The sequence below is a fragment of the Bacillus sp. FJAT-45350 genome, from assembly GCF_002335805.1.
GTDB lineage: Bacteria > Bacillota > Bacilli > Bacillales > NISU01 > FJAT-45350.
In genome coordinates this window covers 1-14,827 of record NZ_NISU01000002.1, presented here as the reverse complement: position 1 = coordinate 14,827, position 14,827 = coordinate 1, and the positions used below count along the sequence as shown (strand labels likewise).

The following is a 14,827-nucleotide window of genomic DNA, read 5'->3' as shown; positions in this document are numbered from 1 at the left end:
CGAGTGTGGCAATTTCAAAACGGGCCATCTTACGTCCTTCTGTTACTCCAATCGAGTGAGCTGCGACTTCAATGAGACGCACAGCTTTGGGCTTCTGAGGAGATTTCATCCCCTCTACTTGACGATACATCACAAGTAATTCATCAGGTTGTTTTTGGTAGAGATCACTTGGGAATGGCGTACATTCGAGTACGGCCAAAGCCATCTTTCCGAAAGAGGGAAAGACTTGAGTGAATTCAGGAAAATAGCGGTCCAACCAGCGAATCATCATGTTTTTAACGGCTCCCAGTTCCTCCGTCAACTTACTTCTAAACGTTGATCCGACGCGAAGTTCAGCTTCGACATCTTTTAGAATACGAGGATAACTAAAACGTCCGTCTTTTAATAGTCGAGCAATCACTAGCGCGTCTTTACGATCATGCTTTGTAGGCAGATTGTCATCTAACTCCTTTGAACGCTTAACGTGCATTGGATTGGTCATGACAAGCGGAATGCCTCGTTCCTCAAGAAAGTAGGCTAAGTTTAACCAATAATGGCCAGTTGGTTCAATTCCTACTAGAACTTCTGTTTTTCCATGCTCTCTTAATGCTTTGAGAATTCGATCATAAAATGACTCAAACCCTTGATGTGACTGTGTAATAGAGAATGATTTCTGGAGTATCCGTCCACGGTCGTCAACAAAGCAGGAGAAATGTGTACGCTTTGCGATGTCGATTCCGACAACGAGGGTTTCTTCAGTGACTTGATTTATTTTCTGATTTTGTTTAAAATCCATTGTGGAGTCCTCCTTGGTTACTAAATTAGGGGTCAATTCGTCCAGATTTGACACCCCGTATCATACCAAGAGGGCTCTTTTTTGTTCAAGTCCCCGAAAAACCTTCTAACAGGAATGCTCCTTTATCGAAGAATACATTTTTGTAATAGTACGCTATGTCTATACCTATTTTATAATAGATTGGATGGCAAAGGATCTATAAATTTATATCTTCTTTTAAAGGAACATTCGACGAAACAGTTTTTTTTACAAAAATGTGTCAATTTATTTTAAAATTATTAATACACTGAATTAAGTAAGTAGTCATAAAATGATATATTGGCTTTAGTTATGTTACTTCTCAAGGCTTAAATTTGTAAGCGGTTACATTTTTGGGAGGAGGAAAAGCATGAGTCGATCAATGAGTACTTCGATTGGATGGACAGCTATACTCACTGGGATCCTAGGTTTATTTCTCTTACACATTTTACTTGGAACCATCGCCATTATCATTGGTACCTTAGGGCTCCTTTCTAAAGAAAAAGGATTAGCAGCTTTTGCTATAGGCGTCGGTTTGTTTGCTCTATATTTAGGGTTTTACTGAAATCAAAAAGGGAGCAACGACCTGCATGTCAGGTGCATTGCTTCCTTTTTAAAGTGGTCACTTTGATAGTAAACCATGATTTAGTATATCAATTTTTGCATCAATAATATCGGATAGTTGTTGCTGAGTATTCGTTAGTTTATAGTAGAAACTAATCCGAATAATATCCAGAATCATGGATGCAGCAACAGAAGGGTTTACTTGACGAACCTCTCCTTTTTCCATTAATTCTGTTATTGCCGCTGCTGTCTTTTCAGTCAAGATACTATCTTGTTCAAGTACCCATTTAGAAAGAGATTCTGAAGCAAACTTAAATTCAAACCAAAGCATAGCAATTTTTTGTACGTTTTTATTCATTAGTTCCCGGGCAAACTTCTTCAAATTGAACAGCATTTCGTTAAACGTGTTAGCTGATTCTACACATTGTAACATTTGGTCAAAGACATATGAAACCCCTTCTTTTACAAATTGAATGAATAAGTCTTCTTTACTTGAAAAGTACTCATAAATCGTTCCCTTCCCCACACCAGAACGTACGGCGATTTCTTGTATCGTTGCTCTTTCAAAGCCAACGTCTAAAAAGACGTTAGCTGCTCCTAATAGAATTTGTTCACACTTATTTTTCTTCTGCAATCTCAACCTCTCCTGCACCCTTTTTACTACGTGTTAACAGCCTCTTCACCATATTGTTCATATTATCTATTACCAAGTACATCACAGGAACAAGAACTAAGGTAAAGAAGGTTGATGAAAATAACCCGAATACGATAACAATAGCCATCGGTTGTTGTGTTTCTGTACCCTCTCCCAAACCGATTGCAATTGGGACCATCGCAAGAGCTGTTGTTAAGGTCGTCATGAGAATTGGACGGAGACGACTTTTCCCAGCTTCAATAATCGCTTCAACTCTGTCTATCCCTTGTCGGCGTAAGATATTGATGTAGTCCACTAGAATAATCCCGTTGTTAACAACAATACCGGCAAGCATGATCAATCCAATAAAGGCTGAAATACTTAGGGATATGTTCGTAACTAACAACCCGAGAACCACCCCAATGAGCATTGTAGGGAGAGAGAACATAATGATAAATGGATACGTAAACGATTCAAATTGAATCGCCATGACAGCATAGACAAGGAAAATTCCTAATACCAAGGCTAGCAGTAATTGTCCAAAGGCTTCCATCATTTGTTCTGTTTCTCCGCCCATGTTAATCGTATACCCCTCAGGAAGGCTGACGCTATCTAACTGAGCTTGAATATCTTGAGAAACACTTCCTAAATCTCGATCACGGACATCACTTGTTACGTTAACCTGTCGCGTTTGATCTTTTCGATTAATTTCAACCGGACCTTGAATTTGCCTCAATTCAGTCACGGCTGATAATGGAACATTCATGCCTACATTATTACGAATTACTAGGGTTTCTAAATCACGAATCGTTGTCCGGCTTTCTTCCGGAAGAGAAACCGTAACATCAAACTCATCCCCATTCTCACGATAATACGTAGCTGTTTGACCACTAAATCCTAGTCTGACTTCATCCATTACTTGACGGTAGGAAAGTCCATATTGATGAGCTAGTTCACGGTCCACAACGACCTGTACTTCTGGTCTTCCTTCACCGACTGAACTATCAACATTAGCTGTACCAGGAATATCTTCTAATATCCAAATCACTTGTTGTGAAAGGTCAGCTAATACATCTAAGTCATCACCAGCAATTTCAATTCCAATTGGCGACCCACCGCCCATGCCTCCACCGGCAGCAGTCACAGTAATTTCAGTTCCTGGAATGTCACTAATTAAATTATCCACTCCATTAATAAATTGTTGTGTTGTCATTTGTCGCTCTGTGGATGGAATCAGTGTTACAAAGTATTCAGCGATATGAGAGTTAGCCACCTGTTGAAAGCCACTTGAACCACCAATCGTCACCAACATCATATCCAAAACGTCACTATATTCATTTTGAACTCGCTCATAAATAATTTCAGATACTCGTTCTGTTTCAAAAATATCTATTCCCGTCTGTAATTCTACGGATATTTGAACTTGGCCATCATCTGCAGCAGGCATAAATTCAAATCCAACAAACGGAATGAGCGCTAACGCTCCGACAAATGCTGCCAAGACAACAGCAATTACTCTTTTTCGCATATTTAAACACTTTGATAGGAAGCTTCCATATATATCACGTAGTTTATTTAAGATACGATCAACAAATCCTGGATTTTCATTCCCATCAAACGAAATACTCACATTCCCTAAAAGCTTTGATGAAAGCATCGGTACAATCGTTAAGGCCACTATTAGGGCTGCTGTTAGTGCAAATACGACTGTCAAAGCTAATGGACGGAACATTTCTGCTGCAATACCTTCAACAAAGACAATTGGCAAGAATACGACTGCTGTTGTCAACGTCGAGGCCACGACCGCAGATGCAAGCTCTGATCCACCTTCTTTTGCTGCTTCTGCCATACTTAAGCCCTGCTCACGCTTTTTAAAGATATTTTCTAGAATAACGATTGAACTATCTACCATCATTCCAATCCCTAGAGCAAGCCCCCCCATTGAGAGAATATTAAGTGTTTGCCCTGTAAAATACATTAGAGTAAACGTTGAAATAACAGCTATTGGCATTGAAATTCCCAATACAAGAGTCGTTCGAACATTACGGAAGAATAACAAGAGAACTGCGATAGCAAGAATTCCCCCGATAATTAAGTTACGCATGACCGAATCAATCGTATCTCGGATAAAGTCAGCTGTATCAACCGCTACTTGTAACTCAAGACCACGCTCCGCCATTTCTGCTTGCATACGGTCAATCGTGTCATGCATTCCAGCAGATACTTGTACAGTATTGGCATCCGATTGCTTCATAACAGAAAAGACAAGCGCATCACTTCCATTTACACGAGAATATAGAGTTTGTTCTTTAAATGTGTCTAGGACAGTAGCCACATCTCTGACACGAACCGCTCCACCTTCAGCAAGTTCAATCTGAGTATTTTCAATATCTTCAACAGATGTATATTCTCCATCGATTCTTAATTGTAATTCTTGGTTCCCTCTAATAATCGTTCCTGCAGAAATCGCTTGGTTTTCAGCACCTAATGCTTGAACAACCTGATTACCGCTAAGCCCATAAGAGGCTAGACTACCTTGATTTAAATTGACGCGAATTTCCCGTTCAATCCCACCCTCAAGGCCAACAGATGCGACACCATCTACTCGTTCAAATCTTGGTTGGATATCATTTTCAGCTATCAATTGGAGCCTATCTAACGTTGTATCTCCCGTCAAGCTAACCCACATCACAGGTTGAGCAGTAGGGTCAATTCGCATGGCCCTAGGCGAACCCGCATCATCTGGTAGATTCCCAGAAACGCGGTCAATACCTTCTCTTATTTCATTTAATGCGCTATCTATATTGGTACCAAAGTTAAACATTAATATAACCATTGATGAATTAGGTTGAGAGATTGATTGAATCGTATCAATCCCATCAAGTCCACTTAAAACTTCTTCAATTGGCCTTGTGACAAGTTCTTCTACTTCCTGCGGTGCAGCTCCTTGGTAGCTCGTCGTTACAACTGCAACAGGAAGGTCCATTTCGGGGAATAAATCTACAGCTAAATCCTTAAGAGCTACTGCCCCTAAGATGATGGCCGTAATGACGATTATCATAACCCCAACTGGTCGTTTTATCGACGTTTCAACTAACTTCACCTGATTACTCCTCCTCTACTATTTGAACTAAGTCCCCATCATCAAGGAGGTTTTGTCCTCTAATGACTACTCGAGCATCTTCATGAACATCTCCACTTATTGCTGTAAATTCAGTATCATATCGAACAACCTCAATCTCTTTCCGAATAGCTACTCCCTCTTCAACAACAAATACAAATGTATCACCAGAACGTTCCATAACTGCCCTTGTTGGTACAATGATACTGTCATGGGCAAGAACTTCATCTAATTGAATCGTAGCTACCATCCCAGGTCTTAACTCGCGCTCAGAATTGTCAATTTCAGCTTCTACAGTAAAAAGTCCTGAACCACCGCTTGTAGATGAAATAAAGCTAATAACCCCTGACATTAATTCTTCTTTTCCTGCAACCTGAATGTCAACAACATCATCTCGTTCAAATAGCATCAATTGCTCTGCTGTTACATTGACACTTACCTTTACTGAGTCTAATGATATAATTTGAGCAATTGGACTTTGATTTCCAACTAATTCACCAAGCTCCGCATCCAAAGTAATGATTTCTCCTGATGCTGGAGCTGTTATTACTTTATCCTCTAATCGTCTCTGTGCTTGTTCTAGTGCAATCTCTGCTTGTTCAACACTAGCTTCTGCTTCGCGCACTCCAATTTCCGCTTCACGTACAGCAGATTGAGACGTTTGAACTCCAACACGAGCTTGATCAACCGATGCTTGAATCGCAGATAAACTTACCTCACTACGAGCTTGCGACTCTGCAAGCTTTACTTGGTCTAGAGATATCTTGGCACGACTTTCTGCATTGACTGCATCCTCATATTGCTGTGTTGAAATTAGTCCATCTTCATATAGAGCCTCCATACGCTCTAAATTCTTTCTTGCTTCTTCATATGCAAGCTCTGCATTTCTAATATCTAAATCCATACTACTTAAATTATTTTCACGTTGTTCTCTTGCTTCTCTTAGCTGTGCTTCTGCTTGACGTAACGATGCTTCTGCTTGAGCTACACTTCCTGAAGCAGATACACGTCCTGTTTCTGCACGTTGCAAACCAGTTTGTGCTTGACGTAGACGAGATTCCTCTTGTCGTAATGCATTACGCTCATCAGTATCATCAATACGACCAATTACATCACCACGACTTACGACATCTCCTCGACGAATATCCAACTCTACTAGTTCACCACTAGCCTTTGGAACGATATTAACGTCATTATCGGAAACAATCGTTCCTGTAATTTGGTTTGTTCCATCCAAATTACCAAAGCTTACACCACTTACTTCAACAGGTATATGTCTTACCTCCTGAACAACCTCTTCTGTATTGCTACATCCTACTAATACACTTGCAGCAACTACTGAAGTAATAAAACCTTTTAACGAAAAGATTTTCTTCATAGTTTAACTTCTTCCTCTCTTTAACTCTTATAAATTATTACTATACTGACTGACTGGTCGGTTCTGTTTTTGCCTTTTTTCATTGTAAGTGATTTATAGATTTGACGCAATAGAAATGGCATGGGAATTCGGATATAGATATGACTAACAATCAGGTAGTAACAGATGTTACAAATTACACCCAACGTACCTTCGACCCCAAAAAGAGGGTCACCCAATTGGGTACCCTCTTACACTATTTTCTATCTTTATTTCAATTTCACCAAATCTATCAACTGATTAGAAATATCATCAACCATTGCCTTAACATCTAATGTAGCATCATTTTGTCCTTTTTCATATGCATCTTGAAGAATTTCTAGCAATTTTGTTTGGCTATTTCTAGTGAATTGTGTTTTCATGATTTTCTCCTTGATGTTCTCATCGTTATTTGATCATCTATTGTAGCATTCTCTTAATAATCGTAGCTGCTTCTGCTCGTGTTGCTTGTTGTTTGGGTCTAAATGTATTATCTGAGAATCCAGAAGCTATATTACTTTCTACAATTGAATGTATATAGGCTTCCGCCCAAAGAGAGATTTGCTGTTGGTCATTAAAATGCGTTCTTCCTCCATCCACAATGGGTAATTTTCCTGCTCGTGCAACCATTACTACCATTTGTTCACGGGTAACCGGGTCATTAGGTCCAAACTGGTGTTTACTATAACCATTAACTATTCTATTTTCACTCGCAATCGCAATCGCATCTTTCGCCCAGTGACTTCTAGTATCTTGGAACTCTCTCGTTCCAGTTCCTTGTATATTCATAGCCCTAACAAGAATAGCAGCAAACTCTGCTCGTGTGATCTGATTGTTTGGTCTAAATGTTCCATCTTGATATCCACCAATTGCCCCTCTTCTAGCCAATGCTTTAATAGAATCTTCTGCCCAATTACCACGAATATCTGAAAAATCACGTGTCTCACCCGGTTGTTGTGGTGGTGGAACAGGTGCTGGTCCCGGGTTACTTGGACTTGTAGGATTCGTTGGTGTTGGAGCTGGAGCTCGGTTTTGTGTTGGCTTTGTCGGAATTGGTCTCTCATCCTTTTTGCCTGATACAGTAACACGATTTGATTGGTTGCTTGTCATACCCTTAGATATTTGCCTTACATAATAATCAGAGCCATTTGGTACACTTTTAAACTCATACATTCCTGATGAATTTGCAGAAGCTGTTGCAATCAATTGATTGTTATTATTAAAGAGTCTTAAGGTAGCGTTGGCTTCTGCCCCTTCTACCTTTATACTACCCGAACCACCATTTGACCCTGTAATATTCACAACATCAATTGATTGAGGTGTAGAAGAAACATTTGCTTTATTGGAAGCTGGTCCTTCAATTCGATTAACCGTTTGCTTCACATAGTAATTTGAGCCAACAGGTACCCTTCTAAATTGGAACCTTCCATTCGTATCGGCCCTACCATTCATGACTTGCTTACCAGCATTATCATATAATGTTAAATTAGCACGAGGTACAGCGTTTGTTACATCAATCGTTTCTGCTCCACCCCAACTACCAGTAATTCTTGCTGCACCAACACCTTCAACATTTACACTAGAAGAAGCAACGCTATTTAGACCATTGATAGATTGAACAACAAAATAACCAGTTCCTATGTCTAATCTCCGAAATTGATATTCACCATCTCGATTGGCACGTTTTGAATCAATTAAGTTTCCAGAACGGTCAAATAGTTGGATTGTTGCTCTAGGCTCTGCACCGAATACATCAATCGTACCCGAAGCTCCAGAACTACCTCGTACATTTGTTGGTTTCGGTCCTGATACATTTACCTTATTTGAAGCTTCACTTTCTACATAATTAATTACTTGTTTAATATAATACCCAGTATCCACAGGTACATTTGTAAATTTTGCTTCTCCCGTGCGGTTCAATCTGGTAACCGCTATTCTATTATTATTCTTGTTATATAGAATGACATCAGCAGCAGGAAATCCTCCAGTGACTTTAATTGTACCAGACTGTTGAGAAAGAGCTGTCACCTTTCGTGGTTGTACAGTCACATATCTTATTACTGGCAGTGCCGTTCGACCAGTGGAATCTGTTACCTCATAACTCACTACATACTGCCCTGGTTCATTTACATTCACATTGCTATTTCGAACAATGTTTGTATCGATGTATCCATCCGTTTCACTATATGCGATTGCGCCAGCATCAACATATGGCGTGTTGACATAGAATTTTATCTCAGCTTCCCCTCTTAAGGTTATAACGGGGGCTGTAGGAGGTTCAGATGTATCGTAAATAAAAATTCTCATTGTAGCTTGGTTACCTTGATTAAATTCAAACACTAACTCAAGTGGTTCATCTTTTCTTTGCTTTAATAAATACTCTTTTTTTAAGGTTACTTTGTTCCCAGATACGGTATAATCTTGACCTCTATTAAGAAGTATAGGACCTTTCTTTATTTCTTCTAACGTATTTCCTTTTAAGTCCATCTCTACAACAATATCCTCTCGTTTTGACGGATGTTTATCAAAATCAATCAACATTGGTGTAATTGTACTGTTGTAAATGGTTGTATCAATAATCTCAATCTTGTAATCTACTTCTGTCCCATCATCAAAATGAAATTTGAATACTTTCATGCCTACATCTTGTTGTGATAAAAACTCCTTACTGAACTGTACAGAATCTGCAGAAGTGTATGTATAGTGTTGACCACCATTTAGCACTTCATCACCTAACTTTATCGATGATAACTCACTATCAAAACCATTATAGATGACTTCAATATCTTTCTGATTAGTTACGTTCTTATCGAATTGTGTAGAGTCAGTGATTATGACTGGCGTAGTGTCGATAATAATAAGATCAAATGAAGTCACCGAATAAGTATCATGCCTCATCCACATTAATAAACCACCGACGCTTTGTTCTGCTAAAAACTCTCTCTTTAACGTAAGAGTATCATTTGAAACAAAGTAATGTTCGTCACTGAGGGACAATTCAATTAAATCAGCTGTCGTATATTCTGCTTCATCAGTGGGAAATCCACTTTTAAAGAGTGCTAATTCATTATAAGCTGCACTGTTTAATCTAAAGCTCAAATCCACTTGCTTGTCTCTATGCTTATCAAACTGACTATCTCCTATAGGTTCTATAAAGTTCGCTAAAACTTGTGGTTGAATAGAAAGAAAAATCAAAATCGTTATAATAATTAACGAGAGAACACGCTTAGAATATCTCATCAAATCCCCACTCTTTTAAACATATTTTACTTAACATTCTTTGACTAATACTATTTTACATTATATATAGTAATGAATGGTAGACAAATAAGGAAAAAGTTTCATGTTGAGGGGCTCTCGCTCGTTTCGTGAGTCAGCAATTAGTGAAAAGATATTACAAGGGATATCTCTAATAGAAGCATCACAATCAAACAGTCACACAAACAAAGGAGAACAATCATGTGATTGCTCTCCTTTTAATGATATATGATTATTTTTCAATATCACCAGTTATATCTCTACTAGATAGAACATATCCCGCTGTAAACCTAAAGTCCTCTTCAGAAACTGGGAAAGAACGCTTTGTTGAATTAGTATCACTATCTAAGTCTGTTAATCTTATAGTTAATGTATCACCTGATGTTGTTCCCGTAGCAATAAATACCGTATCTCGGGTAGCAAATTGTATTGTATCCGCTGATGTTAATTGTACAATTCCAATTAAATCATTAGTACTAAAAGTAATTCCATCTGTAGTAGTTGCATAGAATTGAGACTTCTGCACATTTCCACCAGAGGCTTCTAAGATTGCAGGACTTATACTCTCCTGGTGTAACCAGCTCGAACGAGACTCTGTCGTAATATTTGGGTTTATACCACCTGCTAAATATGATGCTACCGCATCTGGTTGATTATAGAAAATCGCTCGGAAGAAATCATCTGCATACTCCTGCTGAAGCTGCTTCTCCTGTTCCACTTGCTGACGACACTCATCACATGTTCCCATTTCAACTGTTTGAGAGCCAATAGTTGTTCCAATTGTGACAGGAGGCTGTGATTCAGAAAGCTCATTAAACTTTTGCTGTGTCATTCCAAAGTCTTGTGCATTGAAGCTATATCCAACATTTTCAAGTCTATTTGTTGGCAGATCTACATTAGTCTTTGCTGTGTAGCCACCCCAAGTTACTGATAAAATGTTTTCAAAAGGACGAATTCCGTAGTTAATCACCCAAAGGTCATCATTTACTGAGATGTATGGCTCGAAATTTAGTAAGCTCGTAGAACTTCCTTCATAGACAATCACCGAACGAGTTGCACTGTCCCACTTTACTTGTGCCCCTAATGATTCACTCACAAAACGAACAGGAACTAACGTACTTCCGTTAATCACCTTTGCCGGAACCTGTAAACTAATAGCTTGTCCGTTTTCAAACGAACCAACAAAAGGGTTCAACAAATACTCTAGCGAAATATGAGCCTGCAAACGGCATGTATTTCGGAACTTATATTGAACAAGACCAGATTAGTCGTACGAGCCAAGGAAACAAATATAAGGCATTTAATCAGCTGACAGGTAAGCAGCATTCCATATTTTTCACCTATCATCGTTATCGAACACCATTCCCGTCAGGCTTTGCACAAGCTGCTAAAGAAGCAGGTGCTGCTATTCATTTGGCAATGGGGCCTGACAACGGACTTAGCGAAGTACAAGACAACGCCTATTTAAGACAATTTGCCACGGATGCAAAAGCTAGTGGTGTACCTATCTTTTTACGCTTTGCATCAGAAATGAATGGCGATTGAGTGAAATGGCATGGTAATCCCACTCTATATAAGCAGAAGTTCCAGCTAGTTTCAAAAATCATGAAAGAAGATGCACCAAATGTGGCAATGGCTTGGGTACCAAATAGTGTGCCGGTTCACAACATTGATGAATACTACCCTGGTGACCAGTGGGTTGACTGGATAGGGGTAAATTTATATAATGCTCCTTATTTCAACGGAGAGGCAAGCCAGCCTGCAGAATATGTGAATCCGTTAGATTTAGTTGAACCAATCTATCAAACTTACGCAGACAGAAAGCCCATCATGATTGGGGAATATGGTGCGAGTCATTTTACTACAGTAGGTAATCAAGATGTAACAAAGTTTGGGACAACAAAGATGAACATGTTTTATCACGGGCTAAAAATGAAATATCCACGAGTAAAGTCCCTTCATCATCAAATTGAAACCGGACCGGAAATTCGTAACAATACAAACCTTTGTACCCGTTCGCTTCATTTCAGAACACTTGAGAGCAAGAGTGCAATATAACCGTGATGACCGTAGTATTGATATAGAAAAATAATAGCTATGAGAGAGTGTTTCCCCACCGCATGAATTTGAGGGAGAATACTCTTTTTTTGCATTGTTGTTAAAGTTTACGGGTATTCTAATGAATAAAAGTTGAGAAAAGAGGTGTGTTGTATTAACAATAAAAAGATTCTCTTCCTTTTTTGCATAGGACTACTTCTTAATTTTAGCTACCTCAGTACCGAAGCCTCTGCTAGGCAGATATCAAACGAAAGGTCGATATACGCATACGAGAAAGGCGGAGTAACACTTATTCCTATAACCGAGGTTGTTCAGCATTTATCATTAGAACTAAAGTATAATTCGGATACGAAAGAAACCCACATCTATGATGAAACAAATGTTGTAACCTTCAAAGAAAATGATAATCGTGTACAAGTTAAAAGTGAAAATAAGACTTTAAAAAATACGCCCTTACCTTCAGCAACAAAATTAATCAAACAAACACTTTATGTGCCCGTTCGTCTACTTACAGACCATTTTAGCTCCATTCATTCTACGCACATAAAAAATAACGGGCTTCTATTAATACAGGACGAGCGAAATTCTGTTCAGTTAAACATAAAGCCGATCACGAGTTCATATCAATATTCTCCAAAAGAAATCAAGGTTTTGATGTATCACCATTTTAAAGAAGATGAAAATTCAAGTGTGACTATATCACCTCAACGCTTTAAAGAACAACTTAAGCATTTGAAAAAAGCAGGCTATGAAACCATTACCGATGAAGACATAATCAAGTATTGGAATGATAAAAACTATTTACTTCCAAAGAAGCCCTTGCTACTCACAATAGATGATGGCTACTTAAGTAATTATGAAATTGCCTATCCAATACTGAAGGAGGAAGGACTGAAAGCCTCTATTTATGTTGTTACGAGTACTCGAGGACAAGATTTGGTGTGGAACAAGCACTTCACATGGGAACAGGCGAGAGAAATGGAAAGAAGTAAAGTCATCTCTATTCAAAGCCATGGACATGACTCTCACTCTTATATTGAAGATAAAAAAGGGAAGAAGGCCTACTTACTACATGAGAATGCTTCTAATGGTAAAGAAAGTTATGAGGATAGAGTACGAAATGATTTATTGACTTCTAAGAAGCTGATAGAAGAGAAATTAGAGAAGGAAGTTTTGTCTATATCCTATCCTTACGGTGCATATAACAAGATAGTCAGTAACATTTCTATAGACCTAGGATACGAACTAGAACTGACATTAGATAAAAACCGAAACACCAGAGACGAGAGTTCTAGAAGAATTTCACGAATCAATGCCTCTGGTGAATATAGCGGCGAAGATTTAGTATCAATCTTAGAAAACTAATTAGTTTACCTCTTTTTGGTGGGAGCCTACTCCCACTGTATACTTCTTAGTAAGAATAAACCTAACAATCAATATACCGAGCGTACCTCCTATCACATCTAATAGTACGTCTTCTACAAGTGGTGTACGATGAGGGGTAATTGCCTGATGTAATTCATCACTAATAGCAAATAAAACAATAAACAAGAAGGACCATAAAACTAAGCGTTCCACTTTCAAAGCTCTTAAGAAGCTATAAATCAGGCTTCCAAGAACAAAAAAGACGAATAAATGAGCCCCTTTCCTAATAAAGAACTCTATATAACGAGCCTCCCCCATTCTTTCCACACTCACTTCTGACCCCGCATAGGTAAAGGTAACAGACGAAAAGTGTGTCTCCACAAACTCTAAATTTACGTTCTCTTTAATCAGTGGACGTAAATCCTGCTGATGATAAGGTTGGGAGGAAAGATAGACAATGAAAGCAACCCACCCAGCCAATATACTAAAAAAAATAATCTTAAGCTTCATAACATTCCTTTCACAACTAAAAGATAGTACTAACCTATTCTCGACAGGAAAAGAATGTTTCAAACGGCACAAATAAAAATATGAGAATCCGAAAAGCGCTCATGAAATGCTACAGTTATGTGTAGTCTTTCATGAGCGCTTCTCTACTCTTGTTCCGATAATTCTTATTAGATGGAATCTATTAGAAGGTTTCTTCTAATTATTTCACTTTCAATCAACTTGATAAATGCTTCATCTAGTTGATATTCAATTGCCATTAGATAAGTTTCTACTATTAAATCATTAGTAAGTAGGAAAAACGAGGTTTCCAACGACAGTATCCTCCCTAAATTCATTCATTAATTATTTAATCTATTGAATAACATAATATGGTGACGTTATTTCGAGGTTTAATAAAGAAGTAAAAAGTTACGGCAGGAAAATTAGCAGTCTACGCATTCCTATAGTCTATACTGGTCTGCGCCTTAAAGAGCGAATTGAAATCTCATGCTCACCAATCAGTTCAATCATTGACTTATGGTCCTCATGAATAGTCTGGAGCTTCTCATTACCTGACTCAACTTTTCCATGAAGGTGATGTACATCCATACTGATAGCTTCTAGTTTAGCATCTGAGTCTTCTTGACGGTCTCGTATGCCTCTCGTGATTTCATTTAGCTCCTTTTGACCCGCCTCAAGATTTCCAACTCGCAGGTCTAATGCCTTGACATCCCCTTTAAGAGCGCTAACGTCTGTCTTGAGTACATTTACATCTTCCTGAAGCATACTCATATCTCCCTTAAGTACACTTACATCTTCCTTAAGTACACCTACATCTTCCTTAAGTACACCTACATCTTCCTTAAGTTGAGTTACACTCGTTTGTAATTGACTTACATCTTTTTGTAGCTGGACTGTAGACGATTGAACTGCTTGGACTGTGGCTAGAATTTGCTGAAGCATTTTCTCTTCCATTTTTTCATTCTCCTTGCTAAATAAATTTGATGTAGTACAAGATTATTATAGCAGAGAAAAGTTGTATAGAGAATATATTCCCCCACTAGTGTTGCATTAATTAATTTCAAATATTAAAAAGACTCAAAATCTTCAATAATCTCATTTTACGCACAGAAAAAGTCCTTTATAATG

General features: G+C 38.4%; 15 protein-coding genes. 5 read left to right on the top strand and 10 right to left on the bottom strand.

What is annotated here, in order from left to right:
* Positions 1–775 (bottom strand): IS110 family transposase (locus CD003_RS16690; RefSeq protein ID WP_257008369.1); only part of this gene is annotated, 775 nt, incomplete at its 3' end.
* Between the two features lie 388 nt (positions 776–1,163).
* On the opposite strand from CD003_RS16690, the gene CD003_RS16685 reads away from it, so the two are divergent.
* Positions 1,164–1,358, top strand: a complete 195-nt coding sequence (locus tag CD003_RS16685) for a hypothetical protein (RefSeq protein WP_096202392.1) — start codon at positions 1,164–1,166, stop codon at positions 1,356–1,358.
* Between the two features lie 57 nt (positions 1,359–1,415).
* Here the strand turns inward: CD003_RS16685 and CD003_RS16680 are convergent, their stop codons facing one another.
* From CD003_RS16680 to CD003_RS16660, 6 genes are all read right to left on the bottom strand, one after another.
* Complete coding sequence (locus tag CD003_RS16680) at positions 1,416–1,991, bottom strand: TetR/AcrR family transcriptional regulator (protein ID WP_179295599.1); 576 nt, start codon at positions 1,989–1,991, stop codon at positions 1,416–1,418.
* Positions 1,975–5,094 (bottom strand): efflux RND transporter permease subunit, encoded by a 3,120-nt coding sequence (locus tag CD003_RS16675; protein ID WP_096202390.1) that lies wholly within the window; start codon positions 5,092–5,094, stop codon positions 1,975–1,977. Before CD003_RS16675 ends, CD003_RS16680 begins: the two co-directional genes overlap by 17 nt.
* A 4-nt stretch (positions 5,095–5,098) precedes the next feature.
* The gene (locus tag CD003_RS16670) at positions 5,099–6,490 is read right to left on the bottom strand and encodes an efflux RND transporter periplasmic adaptor subunit (protein WP_096202389.1); all 1,392 of its coding nucleotides are present in this window, start codon (positions 6,488–6,490) and stop codon (positions 5,099–5,101) included.
* 248 nt (positions 6,491–6,738) lie between these two features.
* Positions 6,739–6,891, bottom strand: coding sequence for a hypothetical protein (locus CD003_RS21980; protein WP_179295598.1), 153 nt, complete (start codon positions 6,889–6,891; stop codon positions 6,739–6,741).
* Positions 6,892–6,928: 37 nt separating this feature from the next.
* Positions 6,929–9,748, bottom strand: coding sequence for a X2-like carbohydrate binding domain-containing protein (locus tag CD003_RS16665; RefSeq protein ID WP_096202388.1), 2,820 nt, complete (start codon positions 9,746–9,748; stop codon positions 6,929–6,931).
* Positions 9,749–9,998: 250 nt separating this feature from the next.
* Positions 9,999–10,961: a copper amine oxidase N-terminal domain-containing protein gene (locus CD003_RS16660; protein ID WP_218838264.1), complete on the bottom strand. Its 963-nt coding sequence runs from the start codon at positions 10,959–10,961 to the stop codon at positions 9,999–10,001.
* Between the two features lie 35 nt (positions 10,962–10,996).
* Between CD003_RS16660 and CD003_RS16655 the strand changes: the two genes are divergently transcribed.
* The 4 genes from CD003_RS16655 (at position 10,997) to CD003_RS16645 (ending at position 13,189) form a co-directional block, all read left to right on the top strand.
* Positions 10,997–11,311 carry a hypothetical protein gene (locus CD003_RS16655; RefSeq protein ID WP_096202386.1) on the top strand — a complete coding sequence of 105 codons (315 nt, stop codon included), beginning with the start codon at positions 10,997–10,999 and terminating at the stop codon, positions 11,309–11,311.
* Positions 11,312–11,824, top strand: coding sequence for a glycosyl hydrolase (locus CD003_RS16650; RefSeq protein ID WP_096202385.1), 513 nt, complete (start codon positions 11,312–11,314; stop codon positions 11,822–11,824). It begins immediately after the preceding gene.
* Positions 11,802–11,858 (top strand): hypothetical protein, encoded by a 57-nt coding sequence (locus tag CD003_RS22730; protein WP_373558585.1) that lies wholly within the window; start codon positions 11,802–11,804, stop codon positions 11,856–11,858. Before CD003_RS16650 ends, CD003_RS22730 begins: the two co-directional genes overlap by 23 nt.
* A 110-nt stretch (positions 11,859–11,968) precedes the next feature.
* Entirely contained in the window at positions 11,969–13,189 is a 1,221-nt protein-coding gene (locus tag CD003_RS16645; protein WP_179295597.1) for a polysaccharide deacetylase family protein, read from the top strand.
* Here CD003_RS16645 and CD003_RS16640 read toward each other — a convergent pair whose 3' ends face one another.
* From CD003_RS16640 to CD003_RS16630, 3 genes are all read right to left on the bottom strand, one after another.
* A complete protein-coding gene (locus CD003_RS16640; protein WP_096202383.1) occupies positions 13,190–13,699 on the bottom strand; it encodes a VanZ family protein in 510 nt (169 codons plus the stop codon).
* A gap of 167 nt (positions 13,700–13,866) precedes the next feature.
* Entirely contained in the window at positions 13,867–14,010 is a 144-nt protein-coding gene (sda, locus tag CD003_RS16635) for a sporulation histidine kinase inhibitor Sda (RefSeq protein ID WP_257008368.1), read from the bottom strand.
* Positions 14,011–14,146: 136 nt separating this feature from the next.
* On the bottom strand, positions 14,147–14,653 hold the full coding sequence (locus CD003_RS16630; RefSeq protein ID WP_096202381.1) for a hypothetical protein: 507 nt from the start codon (positions 14,651–14,653) through the stop codon (positions 14,147–14,149).
* Between the last annotated feature and the right edge of the window lie 174 nt (positions 14,654–14,827).

Coding starts and splice junctions, on each gene's coding strand:
- CD003_RS16685 (WP_096202392.1), top strand. CDS start 1,164: ATGAGTCGATCAATGAGTACTTCGATTGGATGGACAGCTATACTCACT.
- CD003_RS16670 (WP_096202389.1), bottom strand. CDS start 6,490: ATGAAGAAAATCTTTTCGTTAAAAGGTTTTATTACTTCAGTAGTTGCT.
- CD003_RS21980 (WP_179295598.1), bottom strand. CDS start 6,891: ATGAAAACACAATTCACTAGAAATAGCCAAACAAAATTGCTAGAAATT.
- CD003_RS16665 (WP_096202388.1), bottom strand. CDS start 9,748: ATGAGATATTCTAAGCGTGTTCTCTCGTTAATTATTATAACGATTTTG.
- CD003_RS16655 (WP_096202386.1), top strand. CDS start 10,997: ATGTATTTCGGAACTTATATTGAACAAGACCAGATTAGTCGTACGAGC.
- CD003_RS16640 (WP_096202383.1), bottom strand. CDS start 13,699: ATGAAGCTTAAGATTATTTTTTTTAGTATATTGGCTGGGTGGGTTGCT.
- CD003_RS16630 (WP_096202381.1), bottom strand. CDS start 14,653: ATGGAAGAGAAAATGCTTCAGCAAATTCTAGCCACAGTCCAAGCAGTT.